This is a genomic window from Pseudomonas petroselini (genome assembly GCF_045037875.1).
In the GTDB taxonomy this organism is placed as follows: Bacteria; Pseudomonadota; Gammaproteobacteria; order Pseudomonadales; family Pseudomonadaceae; genus Aquipseudomonas; species Aquipseudomonas petroselini.
The window spans coordinates 1,988,929-2,001,235 of sequence record NZ_CP173614.1 but is presented as its reverse complement, the minus strand read 5'-3'; the positions used below and the strand labels follow the sequence as shown (position 1 = coordinate 2,001,235).

11 protein-coding genes are annotated in these 12,307 nt (G+C 62.5%); 6 read left to right on the top strand and 5 right to left on the bottom strand.

Translation table 11 applies throughout. The annotated features are described in order from the left end of the window. Nucleotides 1-11 precede the first annotated feature (11 nt). The 5 genes from ACI512_RS09350 to ACI512_RS09330 all read right to left on the bottom strand — a co-directional run bounded on the left by ACI512_RS09350 (nucleotide 12) and on the right by ACI512_RS09330 (nucleotide 5,254). Nucleotides 12-761 (bottom strand): SDR family NAD(P)-dependent oxidoreductase, encoded by a 750-nt coding sequence (locus ACI512_RS09350; RefSeq protein ID WP_236383292.1) that lies wholly within the window; start codon nucleotides 759-761, stop codon nucleotides 12-14. A gap of 136 nt (nucleotides 762-897) precedes the next feature. After that, a complete protein-coding gene (locus ACI512_RS09345) occupies nucleotides 898-1,659 on the bottom strand; it encodes an SDR family NAD(P)-dependent oxidoreductase (protein WP_012722415.1) in 762 nt (253 codons plus the stop codon). A 10-nt stretch (nucleotides 1,660-1,669) separates the two neighbouring features. After that, nucleotides 1,670-3,010, bottom strand: a complete 1,341-nt coding sequence (locus ACI512_RS09340) for an MFS transporter (protein WP_236383294.1) — start codon at nucleotides 3,008-3,010, stop codon at nucleotides 1,670-1,672. Between the two features lie 31 nt (nucleotides 3,011-3,041). Beyond that, nucleotides 3,042-3,920, bottom strand: a complete 879-nt coding sequence (locus ACI512_RS09335; RefSeq protein ID WP_003234086.1) for a polysaccharide deacetylase — start codon at nucleotides 3,918-3,920, stop codon at nucleotides 3,042-3,044. An 11-nt stretch (nucleotides 3,921-3,931) separates the two neighbouring features. After that, nucleotides 3,932-5,254: an amidase gene (locus tag ACI512_RS09330; protein ID WP_236383296.1), complete on the bottom strand. Its 1,323-nt coding sequence runs from the start codon at nucleotides 5,252-5,254 to the stop codon at nucleotides 3,932-3,934. A gap of 337 nt (nucleotides 5,255-5,591) precedes the next feature. Between ACI512_RS09330 and ACI512_RS09325 the strand changes: the two genes are divergently transcribed. The 6 genes from ACI512_RS09325 (at nucleotide 5,592) to cmoB (ending at nucleotide 12,300) form a co-directional block, all read left to right on the top strand. Then, entirely contained in the window at nucleotides 5,592-6,581 is a 990-nt protein-coding gene (locus ACI512_RS09325) for a GntR family transcriptional regulator (protein WP_012722412.1), read from the top strand. Between the two features lie 218 nt (nucleotides 6,582-6,799). Then, complete coding sequence (gene lon, locus ACI512_RS09320; RefSeq protein ID WP_046034400.1) at nucleotides 6,800-9,220, top strand: endopeptidase La; 2,421 nt, start codon at nucleotides 6,800-6,802, stop codon at nucleotides 9,218-9,220. 207 nt (nucleotides 9,221-9,427) lie between these two features. Continuing rightward, a complete protein-coding gene (locus ACI512_RS09315) occupies nucleotides 9,428-9,817 on the top strand; it encodes a protease inhibitor I42 family protein (protein ID WP_231809804.1) in 390 nt (129 codons plus the stop codon). A gap of 1 nt (nucleotide 9,818) precedes the next feature. After that, nucleotides 9,819-10,460: a lysoplasmalogenase gene (locus ACI512_RS09310; RefSeq protein ID WP_231809803.1), complete on the top strand. Its 642-nt coding sequence runs from the start codon at nucleotides 9,819-9,821 to the stop codon at nucleotides 10,458-10,460. A 143-nt stretch (nucleotides 10,461-10,603) separates the two neighbouring features. Continuing rightward, nucleotides 10,604-11,347, top strand: a complete 744-nt coding sequence (gene cmoA / locus ACI512_RS09305) for a carboxy-S-adenosyl-L-methionine synthase CmoA (protein WP_012722408.1) — start codon at nucleotides 10,604-10,606, stop codon at nucleotides 11,345-11,347. Then, nucleotides 11,344-12,300, top strand: a complete 957-nt coding sequence (gene cmoB / locus ACI512_RS09300) for a tRNA 5-methoxyuridine(34)/uridine 5-oxyacetic acid(34) synthase CmoB (protein WP_046034396.1) — start codon at nucleotides 11,344-11,346, stop codon at nucleotides 12,298-12,300. The genes cmoA and cmoB overlap by 4 nt, the downstream gene beginning before the upstream one ends. Nucleotides 12,301-12,307 lie beyond the last annotated feature (7 nt).

The following is a 12,307-nucleotide window of genomic DNA, read 5'->3' as shown; positions in this document are numbered from 1 at the left end:
CTACACCTCCGTCATGGCATGACGTCGCCGGAGTTCGGGCCCAGGGTCTGGCCCACAAACAGGTTGCCCCCCGGCTCGCTGGCCAGCAGCACTGCAACCGGTGCCACTTCGTCCGCCAGGCCGAAGCGGCCCAGGGGCAGCTCCTTGGCCTTGGCGCGCTTCCAGTCTTCGCTGATGCCACCCACCAACGGCGTCTCGATCGGGCCGGGGGCGATGGCGTTGACCAGCACGTTGTCCTTGGCCACTTCCAGGGCCAGGGACTTGGTAAAGCCGATCACACCGGCCTTGGCGGCGGCGTAGTGAGTCAGTTCGGCGCCGCCTTTGATCCCCAGTTGCGAGGCCACGTTGATGATCCGCCCCCAGCGCTGCGCGAGCATGTGCGGCAAGGCGCGCTGGCTGGCGACGAAGACGCTGGTGAGGTCGACGCGCAGCATGTCGTTCCACATGTCGATGGACAGGTCGACGCAGCGCGCCTGGGTAAGCATGCCCGCGTTGTTGACCAGGATATCGATACCGCCGAACTGTTCGACGCAACGGTCGACACTGGCCTGGGCGCCTTCGACGCTGCCCACGTCGGCCAGGCATTCGAACACCTCGGCGCCGAGGTTGCGGCAGGTGATCGCGGTTTCGGCGAGGCTGGCGGCGTTGCGGTCGGCCAGCACCAGCCGCGCGCCTTCAGCGGCGTAGGCACGGGCGATGGCGGCACCGATGCCGCTGCCGGCGCCGGTGATGACGGCGCGGCGGTTAAGAAGTTGAGGCATACACACATCTCCTTCAGAAAACACAGTTCCAATGTGGGAGGGGGCTTGCCCTCGATTGCAGAGTGTCAGCTACAGATAAACTGGCTGACACACTGTCATCGGGGGCAAGCCCCCTCCCACATTTGGATCGGGTAAATCAGTCAGGCCAACGCACGGTCAGCCCACCGTCGATAACGATGCTCTGCCCGGTCAAATAGCTCGACGCCTCACTGGTCAAGAACTGCACCAGCGATGCCACTTCATCCGCCCGCCCTACCCGGCCCAACGGAATCGCCCGCGCCGCCTTTGCCAAGCCTTCCGGCCCCAGCGAGTTCTTCGCATCCAGCGACTGCGGCGTCTCGATCAACCCGGGGATCACCGCATTGCAACGGATACCCAGCGGTGCCAATTCCACCGCCAGCGACCGGCACAACCCCGGCACACCGGCCTTGGCCGCCGCGTAATGGCTGTGTTCCTGCCAACCGTACACGCCACCGGCAATCGATGAAATCGCCACCAACGCGCCGCCCGCATGCATATGCCGGGTCGCCGCGCGAAAGGTGCGCATCACCCCCGTGAGGTCGACATTGAGCATCTCGTCCCACAGCGCGTCGGTCATCTCCAGCAACGGTGCGCGACGCAGCAAACCCGCGTTGGCCACGGCGTAATCCAGTCGCCCAAAATGCTGTATGGCTTGCTCGGCCAGCGCATCCACCGAAGCGGTATTGCCCACGTCCAACGGCAGCATCAGGCATTCACCGCCGGCGGCTTCCACCAGGCTGACGGTGGTCTGCGGGTCATGGGGATCAGCCGGGTAATACCCGCCCACCACCGCCACGCGGTTGCGGGCATAGGCCACGGCGAGGGCTTGGCCGATGCCGCTGGCGGCGCCGGTAATCAAGGCAACTTTACGACTCATCGATCACTCCTTACTGAACGGTTTCCGGACGCACATGGCGTGCGGCAAACATCAGCGCGCCGGACAAAAAGCACGGCAGTGCGCCGAACCACAGCGCGGCGGTCTGCCAGTCGCTGCCGGCGGACAACACTTGGGTGGCACCAAAGCCTGCGACCACCGCCCCAATCGGGCCCATGGCATGGATAATGGCGCCGCCCGTGGCGCGGATGCTGGTGGGAAAACTTTCGCTGATAAAGAACAACGCCGCCGAGTACGGCCCGATCAGGAAGAACAGGCCCAGGCTGTACAGCCCGACCACCATCGCCATATTGCTCGGGCCAAACAGCATCCCGGCGAACGCCAGGCCGCCGAGCATCCAGCCCAGGCCGATCACGTTGCGGCGGCCGATCTTGTCGCCCATCCAGCCGTGGCTGAGGTAACCGCAGTAGCCCACCAGGTTCGACAGCACGAGGATGATCAGCGAATTTTCGAACGAGATGTGATGCACGCTGACGATCACCGAAGTCCCCAGCACGCTGAACACCTGGATCGCCGCCCAGTTGAGCAACAGTGCCGCGCCGATCACCAACGTGGCGCGCCGCGCCGGGCCACGGAAGGCCGCCTTGAGGCCGGCCTTGCTGTGTTCGTCGTAGTCCACGCCGTAGGTCACCGCGACGTTCTGCGCTTCCTTCACCGCACCGCTTTTACGCAGCTGGCTGATGCGCTGGTGGATCTGGAACTGCGGGCTCTCTTTGAGCTTGCGCGCCATGATCGCGATGACCACGGCCGGGATCGCGGCGAAGATGAAGCACCCCTGCCAACCGATGATCGGCAGCAACAGCGCGGTCAACCCGGCGGCGATCAACGCGCCGACCGGCCAGCCGCCCTGCACCAGGCTGTAGATAAAGCCACGGCGCTTGGTCAAGCGCGGGTCTTCCGAGGCGCCATACAGCTCGCTCAGGTAGGTGGCGTTAACGGTTTCCTCGGCATAGCCCAGGCCACCCAACGACCGGATCAGAATCAGCGGCGACTTGCCCCACGCGCCACCGATCGCGGTCAGCGCCGAACACAGCGCAGAACCGGCCACGGTGAAGATAATGCCTTTGCGCCGTCCCAACTTATCGACGACGGGGCCAATGGCAAAGGCGACCACCGCCGTGCCCACCGCCACCCAGGTCGCGATTTCAGCTTGCTCCACTTCACCCCAGCCAAAGTGCCGGCCGATTTCCGGCAGCAAGGTGCCGAAGAGGATGAAGTCATACACCGCAAACACCCAGGCGAAAAACGCGATCCAGGTGGCGAAACGCACCTCCTTGGAAGTCAGTTGCCGGGGTTTCCAGCCAGTCAGGTCAAGCTTGTTGTAGATGGACATGGGTCGCGCCTCAGGGGTGGGGGGCAAAGGTTCAGGTACGCGGTTGACGGCGGATAAAGTCGTCGGCGATTTCGTCGAACGTGACAAAGCGCACGCCGGCATGGCTCTGGATGTGTTCGATCAGGCGCTCCAGCATCAGCAGCACTTGCGGGCGGCCGGACACATCGGGGTGGATGGTCATGGTGAACACCGCGTGTTCGTGTTCGCGGTAGACCCAGTCGAACTGGTCGCGCCACATTTCTTCGAGGTGACGCGGGTTGACGAAGCCGTGGCTGTTGGGGGCTTTCTTGATGAACATCATTGGCGGCAGGTCGTCGAGGTACCAGTTGGCCGGGATCTCCACCAAGTCGGTTTCTTCGCCGCGCACCAAGGGCTTCATCCAGGTGTCGGGGTGCTGGCTGTAGTCGATCTTGGTCCAGCTGTCGCCCTTGCGCACGTAGTAGGGGTGGAAGTCGTTGTGCATCAGGCTGTGGTCGTACTTGATGCCTTTTTTCAGCAGCAGCTCGTTGGTGACCTTGCTGAATTCCCACCACGGCGCGACGTAGCCGGTGGGGCGTTTGCCGGTGACTTGGGTAATCAGTTCGATGGATTTATCGAGGACGATTTCTTCCTGCTCGGCGGTCATCGCGATGGGGTTTTCATGGCTGTAGCCATGCACGCCGATTTCATGACCGGCATCGGCCACGGCCTTCATCTGCTCGGGGAAGGTTTCCATCGAGTGGCCGGGGATAAACCACGTGGTACGCAGGCCGTAGCGTTCGAACAATTTGAGCAGGCGCGGCGCACCGATCTCACCGGCGAACAGGCCACGGGAAATGTCGTCGGGCGAGTCTTCGCCGCCGTAGGAACCGAGCCAGCCGGCGACGGCGTCAACGTCGACGCCAAATGCACAGAGGATATCTTTAGCCATGGTGTGTCTCCTTAAACGTTAAGTACGGTTTCGACGGACAACGCCGCGCGCAGCAGGCGTGCGTCTTCTCCCGTCGGGGCGCTGAGCAGCAGCCCGGTGGGCAGGCCCTGGGCATCGCGGCCGCTGGGCAGGTTTACGCCAGGCATGTCGAGCAAACTGCCGGGCATGGTCAGGCGCAGGGTGGCGAGGTTGGTGCTGACAAACAGGTCGTCGTCGGCCTCAAGGGGCGCCAACGCCGGTGCAACGTGGGCAACGGTGGGGGTGATGAGGATGGCGCCGTCGAGGTCTTCAACCAGGTGTTGTTGCAGGCGGCGGCGTGCTTCGGTCAGGTGGATAAGCTGGCTGGCCGGCAGTGAACGCGCGGCTTCGAGCCGGCGACGCACGCGGGGGTCGAGTTGTTCAGCGTCGGGGCTGTCGAGCAACGCTTCGTGCAGGGCGAAGGCTTCAAAGGCGCCGAGCCAGCCGTGGTGTTTGATCAGGTCCAGGGTCGCCTGGAAGGTCGGGCATTCGCGTTCTTCGATCAACGCACCCTGGGCCTTGAGTTGCTCCACGGCGCGCAACAGGTTGTTGCGCACAGCGGGTTCGACGTCCTGTTGCGCCAGCACAAAGCGCTGGCCCTTGAGGCTGCGGGCGCTGTGGGTTTGGCTACGACCGTGCAGCAGATCGTCGATGGCCAGCGCATCGCGCACGCTGCGGGTCAGCGGGCCGAGGCTGTCAAGGGTATGGGCCAGGGGGAAGACACCGTCGCGGCTATAGCGTCGGCTGCTGCTGCGGTAACCCACCAGACCGTTGAACGCCGACGGGATACGGATGGAACCGGCCGTGTCGGTGCCCATGGCGATCGGCACAATTGCGGCGGCAACGGCCACTGCCGAGCCGGACGACGAGCCACCGGGAATGCGCGCTTGGTCGGTGCCATGAGGGTTGTGCGGCGTGCCGAAATGCGGGTTCAGGCCCAGGCCGGAATAGGCCAGTTCGCTGAGGTTGGTCTTGCCGACACTGACCATCCCGGCGCGGCACAGCAGGCCGACGATGGGGGCATCAAGCAACGCGGCGGACGCGTTTCGACGGTAGGCGGCGCCCGCCGTGGTGATACTGCCGGCCACATCGAACAGGTCCTTCCAGGCCAGCGGCACGCCATCGAACATGCTCAATGGCTGGCCGGCGCGCCAACGGGCGGCAGAGGCCTCGGCTTCACGGCGGGCACGTTCGGCAGTCAGGCTGATAAAAACGGCCGGCGCTTGGCTGGCCTTTTCGAGTGCCTGTTCGAGGGCTTGCACCGGGTCGCTGCGACCGCTGGCAAAATCCTCGGCCATTGAAGTGGCGTCTGACATCAGGATGACCCTCACAAAACGTACATATTAATAAAATGTACATTTTGCAAAGGCAGCTTTCGTGCCAGTCTTCGTCAGGCCGTAGGGGCGCGATGCGTGAATTTTGCCCAGAGCTACGGGATAGATGGTTTTAAACGGTGGAATAAAATCTTGCCAGGGCGCGGGAAAGCGCCTTCAATGAAATAATGTATCTTTTATTAATAAGTACATTTTGGTGCAGAAAAGTAACAGTCCCACCTTTCGGGCCCCAAAAAAGTGCCACCGACGTGGCGCAGAGTGACAGGCGCAAGGTATGAGAGAATCCCCGGCCACCTTCCTACAGCCTCTAGAGAAAGCGATGAAAGCAGTGTCCGCCTCGGCCTCCCGTTACGCGATGATTCACCAGGTGTTGCGTGACGCGATCGTCAACGGTACCGCGCGTCACGGCCTGGTGTTGCTGGAAGCGCCGCTGGCCGAATTGTTCGGCACCAGTCGCGTACCGGTGCGCAAGGCGCTGGACCTGCTGCATGACGAAGGCCTGATCTGCCGCTTCAACGGCCGGGGTTACCTGATCAACCCCGAAGGCTTGGCCATGGAGCCGCTGCGCTTACCCTTGAGCCATGCGCATCTGGGGCTTAACGGAGAGGATGAGCTGGTGGACACGCGGCCGCTGGGCGAGCGCATCGTTGAGGAAATCGGCGCGGCGCTGTCCACCTGCATTGCCTTCGGCCACTACCGACTCGACGAGCAAGCCGCTGCCGACCACTACGGCGTCAGCCGCGCGGTGGTGCGCGAAGCGCTGATGCGCCTGCGCGATCGTGGCCTGGTCGAAAAGGAGCCCTACTCCCAATGGCTGGCGGGGCCTTTGACGGCGCGGGAAGTCACCGAAGACTACGAACTGCGTGCCTGCCTGGAGCCTGAAGCCCTGCGCCAGAGCGCCCCCCACCTCGACCGCGAGCTGCTTGAAGCGATGTTGCAGCGCGTGCTGGAAGCGCAAGACAGCCCCCAATGCAGCCTGGAAGCCATTGAGCAGATTGAAGAGGACTTGCACCAACGCTGCCTCGCCGGCCTGCAAAACCGCAAGATCGCCGCCCTGATCCGCCAGGGCCAGAGCCCGATGATCATCAGCCGGATTTTCTACCGTTTGCTGGGGATCGGCGCCGATCCCGCCATGCTGGCCGAACATCGTTTGATTCTGGAGTTATTGCTGCACGGTGCGTTTGATGCGGCGGCGCTGAACCTGCGTGAGCATTTGCAGCGGGCACGGCAACGTATGTTGCAGCGTTTGAAGGTGCTCTCAGTGTTACCGGAGCAGCCCTTGCCTGCCTACCTGCACAAAATCAGCTGACGCCACGCGATAAAAAATGTGGGAGGGGGCTTGCTCCCGATGGCGGTGTGCCAGACATCAATTTTTATCTGAATAACCGCTATCGGGAGCAAGCCCCCTCCCACACTGAGCGAGTCTCTCCAGTTATTTCATGCAATTTGTTGCTAACTCCACCCCCCCATTGAAACCACCACTGCCCCGCCCCATCTAAGCACCATACTTCCTTATGCAGGTGCCCCATGAGCGACCAGCAAGATTTCCCTGATTACGACCTCAACGACTACGCCGACCCCGAAAACGCTGAAACCCCTTCGTCCAACACCGGCCTGGCCCTGCCTGGGCAAAACCTGCCGGACAAGGTCTATATCATCCCGATCCACAACCGGCCCTTCTTTCCGGCGCAAGTGCTGCCGGTGATCGTCAATGAAGAGCCGTGGGCCGAGACCCTGGAGCTGGTAAGCAAATCCGACCACCACTCCCTGGCCCTGTTCTTCATGGACACCCCGCCGGAAGATCCGCGCCACTTCGACACCTCCAGCCTGCCGCTGTACGGCACCCTGGTGAAGGTGCACCACGCCAGCCGCGAGAACGGCAAGCTGCAATTCGTGGCCCAAGGCCTGACCCGCGTGCGCATCAAGACCTGGCTCAAGCACCACCGCCCGCCGTACCTGGTGGAAGTCGAATACCCGCACCAGCCGAGCGAGCCGACCGACGAGGTCAAGGCCTACGGCATGGCGCTGATCAATGCGATCAAGGAACTGCTGCCGCTCAACCCGCTGTACAGCGAAGAGCTGAAGAACTACCTCAACCGCTTCAGCCCCAACGACCCGTCGCCGCTGACCGACTTCGCCGCCGCGCTGACCTCGGCCACCGGTAACGAGTTGCAGGAAGTGCTGGACTGCGTGCCCATGCTCAAGCGCATGGAAAAAGTCCTGCCGATGCTGCGCAAAGAGGTGGAGGTGGCGCGCCTGCAAAAAGAACTCTCCGCCGAGGTGAACCGCAAGATCGGCGAGCACCAGCGCGAGTTCTTCCTCAAGGAACAGCTCAAGGTCATCCAGCAAGAGCTGGGCTTGACCAAGGACGACCGCAGCGCGGATGTCGAACAGTTCGAGCAACGCCTGGAAGGCAAAGTGCTGCCGGCCCAGGCGAAAAAACGCATTGATGAAGAACTGAACAAACTGTCGATCCTCGAAACCGGTTCGCCGGAATACGCGGTGACGCGCAACTACCTCGACTGGGCCACCGCGGTGCCGTGGGGCGTGTACGGCAAGGACAAACTCGACCTGAAACACGCACGCAAGGTGCTGGATAAACACCACGCGGGGTTGGATGACATCAAGAGTCGCATCCTCGAATTCCTCGCGGTGGGCGCTTATAAAGGCGAAGTCGCCGGTTCCATCGTGCTGCTGGTGGGCCCGCCGGGCGTGGGCAAGACCAGCGTCGGCAAATCCATCGCCGAATCCCTGGGGCGGCCGTTCTACCGGTTCAGTGTGGGTGGCATGCGCGACGAGGCCGAGATCAAGGGCCATCGCCGCACCTACATCGGCGCGCTGCCGGGCAAGCTGGTGCAGGCGCTCAAGGATGTGGAAGTGATGAACCCAGTGATCATGCTCGACGAGATCGACAAGATGGGTCAGAGCTTCCAGGGCGACCCGGCGTCGGCGTTGCTGGAAACCCTCGACCCGGAGCAGAACGTCGAATTCCTCGATCATTACCTGGACCTGCGCCTGGACCTGTCCAAGGTGCTGTTCGTGTGCACCGCCAACACCCTGGACTCCATCCCCGGCCCGCTGCTCGACCGTATGGAAGTGATTCGCCTGTCGGGCTACATCACCGAAGAAAAAGTTGCCATCGCCAAGCGTCACCTGTGGCCGAAACAGCTGGAAAAAGCCGGCGTGTCGAAAAACAGCCTGAGCATCAGCGACGGCGCCCTGCGCGCATTGATCGACGGCTACGCCCGCGAAGCCGGGGTGCGCCAGTTGGAGAAACAGCTGGGCAAACTGGTGCGCAAGGCCGTGGTCAAGCTGCTGGATGAGCCGGACTCGGTGATCAAGATCGGCAACAAGGACCTGGAAAGCTCGCTGGGCATGCCGGTGTTCCGCAATGAGCAAGTGCTGTCCGGCACCGGTGTGATCACCGGCCTGGCCTGGACGAGCATGGGCGGCGCGACGTTGCCGATCGAGGCGACGCGCATCCATACGCTCAATCGCGGCTTCAAGCTCACCGGGCAGTTGGGTGAAGTGATGAAAGAATCCGCCGAAATCGCCTACAGCTACATCAGCTCCAACTTGAAGTCGTTTGGCGGTGATCCGAAGTTCTTCGACGAAGCCTTCGTGCACTTGCACGTGCCGGAAGGTGCCACGCCAAAAGATGGCCCGAGTGCGGGGGTGACCATGGCCAGTGCGCTGTTGTCCCTGGCGCGTAACCAGCCGCCGAAAAAAGGCGTGGCCATGACCGGCGAGCTGACGTTGACCGGGCATGTACTGCCGATTGGCGGGGTGCGCGAAAAGGTCATTGCGGCGCGGCGCCAGAAGATTCATGAGCTGATCCTGCCGGAGCCGAATCGCGGCAGTTTCGAGGAGTTGCCGGAGTACCTGAAGGAAGGCATGACCGTGCACTTTGCCAAGCGCTTTGCGGACGTGGCGAAGGTGCTGTTCTAATCGTTAGATAGTGCCCGGCCTGTAGTGAGCGGGCTTGCCCCGCGCTGGGTGGCGAAGCCGCCCTGAACCAAACACCGCGTTCTGTCTGAAAGAATGCGGTGTTTTTAACAGGGGCGGCTTCGCCACCCAGCGCGGGGCAAGCCCGCTCACTACACCTGCCTCATCTTCAGTTATGCTCGCCCTTCGTCGTGAATCAACGGAGCCCCCATGACCGCAGCCCGCCTGCTTCTCCCCTTGAGCCTTGCCCTGCTGGCCGCCTGCGCCAGTACCCCCAAGCAAAACGTCAGCGTGGACAACCAAAGCGCCTGCCCGCTTCAGCTTAAAACCGGGCAAAACCTGATCCTCACCCTGCCCAGCAACCCCACCACCGGTTACCGCTGGGCCATCCAGGATTCCGCCGGCGGTGTGCTGCGTGCGTTGAGCCCCGAGGTCTATAGCAGCACGGAGTCCGGCGTTATCGGTGGCGGCGGCCAGTCCACCTGGCGCTTCCAGGCCTTCGCGGCCGGCCAGGGCCGTTTGCGCCTGACCTCCCAGCAACCCTGGGAACCGGAAGCCGAACCCGTCGAAACCTTTGACTGCGCCGTCACGGTGAACTGATATGCCATGGCTGATTCTTGCGCTGATGGGCGCCGGCACCTTTATCTACGGCTTGACCACCCATGCGGCGTTGCTGTGCCTGCTGGTCAAGCCGCTGCCGATACTGGCGCTGCTGGGCTGGCTGCATGATGCACCGCCCACCGACTATCGACGCTGGATCAGCCTGGGGCTGATTTTCTCCCTGATCGGCGATGTGCTGCTCGCCTGGCCGGGCGACCTGTTTATCTTTGGCCTCGGTGCGTTCCTGTTTGCGCACCTGGCCTACCTGAAAGCCTATTACAGCGACTGTCGGCGTTTGGCACTGCTGCCGTTGGTGCTCGCGCTGGCCGTGGGCGCGGTGCTGCTGAGCATTTTGATTTCCCACGGGCTTGGCGATTTGCTGGTACCGGTGGTGGTTTATGCGCTGGTGATCAGCGCCATGCTCTGGCGCGCACTGGCGCGATTGGGCAGTGATGTGCCGAAACGCTCGGCACTGCTGGCGGCGGCGGGTGCGGGGTCGTTTGTGTTTTCCGACACGCTGATCGGTATCAATCGGTTTGTGGTCGCGTTCGAGGCGGCGCCGTATTTGCTGATCGTCACTTACTGGCTGGGACAGTGGGGCATCACTGCATCAGCATTTACCCAGAAGCAGCGATGGTCTTAATAGTTTGGGGCTGCTGCGCAGCCCAGCGCGGGGCAAGCCCGCCCGCCACAGCAAGCCTGCTGACCACAAATCAGACAACGCGCGCATCCGAGGGCCAACTTGGCTAAAATGCCGGCCTTTCCCCCTTCGTCGCCGGAACAACCGTGAGCAAAGAACCCGATCGCCTATTCGCCCAGCCCCTGCCCCAGGTGCCGGACTTCGCCTTCAACGAAGACGTGGTGCGGGTGTTCCCGGACATGATCAAGCGCTCGGTGCCGGGTTACCCGACCATCGTCGAGAACCTCGGTGTGCTCGCGGCGCAGTTTGCCCAGCCCCATAGCGTGCTGTATGACCTGGGCTCGTCGCTCGGCGCGGTGACCCAGGCCTTGCGTCGCCATGTGCGCACCGACGGTTGTCGGGTGATTGCGGTGGATAACTCGGCGGCGATGGTCGAGCGCTGCCGCGAATACCTCAATGGCCAGGACTCGATGTTCCAGGAGTTGCTGCCGGTCGAGGTGATCGAGGGCGATATCCTCGCGCTGCAATTTGCGCCGGCTTCGGTGGTGGCGCTGAATTTCACCCTGCAGTTCATTGCCCCCGATGAACGCCTGGCCTTGCTCTCGCGCATCCGCCAATCGCTGTTGCCGGGCGGTGCGTTGATTCTTTCGGAGAAGCTGCGTTTCAACGATCCTGAAGAACACGCGCTGCTCACCGACCTGCACATCGCGTTCAAACGCGCCAACGGCTACAGCGAACTGGAAATCGCCCAGAAGCGCAGCGCCATCGAAAACGTCATGAAGCCCGACAGCCTCGAAGAACACCGTGAACGCCTGCTGGCGGCGGGGTTCTCGACAGTCGTGCCGTGGTTCCAGTGTCTTAACTTTGCCTCGTTGATTGCCTTGCCATGATTGATCTGTCCCCCCTCGCCCGCCATTTGGTCGGCACTCCCCTGGCCGTTTGGGCCCAAGGCCTGCAAGCGCAACTCGATAGCAAGATGGAAAAGGGTCATGGCGACCTGGAGCGTTGGCAGAGTGCGTTGGATGCACTGCCGAACATCCAACCCAGCGAAGTCGATTTGCTCAACGACCTGGCGCTGGACACCGACTGCGACGACGCCACCCGCGCGCAAATGCGCACGGCACTGATGGGGTTGTGCCCGTGGCGCAAGGGTCCGTTCCACCTGTTCGGCGTCCATGTGGACACCGAATGGCGCTCGGATTGGAAATGGTCACGGGTCGCGCCGCACCTGGACCTCAAAGGCAAACGCATCCTCGATGTAGGCTGCGGCAACGGCTATTACATGTGGCGCATGCTCGGCGCCGGTGCCGACAGTGTGATTGGCGTGGACCCGAATTGGCTGTTCTTCTGCCAGTTCCAGGCGGTGCAACGCTACCTGTCCGAGCCCAAGGCTTGGCACCTGCCGTTCCCGTTTGAAGATTTGCCGGCGAACCTGGAAGGCTTTGACACGGTATTTTCGATGGGTGTGTTCTACCACCGCCGTTCGCCGATCGAGCATTTGCTGGCGCTGAAGGACACCCTGGTCAAGGGCGGTGAGCTGGTGCTGGAAACATTGGTGGTCGAGGGCGATCAGCAGCAAGTGCTGGTGCCGGAAGATCGCTACGCGCAGATGCGTAACGTGTGGTTCCTGCCTTCGGTGCCGGCGTTGATGCTGTGGCTACGCCGTGCCGGGTTCAGTGACGTGCGTTGCGTGGATGTGAGCGTGACCACCGTCGAGGAACAGCGCGGCACGGAGTGGATGAAGTATCAGTCGTTAAGTGACTTCCTCGATCCGGAGGATCACAGCAAGACCCTTGAAGGGCTGCCGGCGCCGATGCGGGCGGTGATCATCGCCAAGAAATAACCCCCCG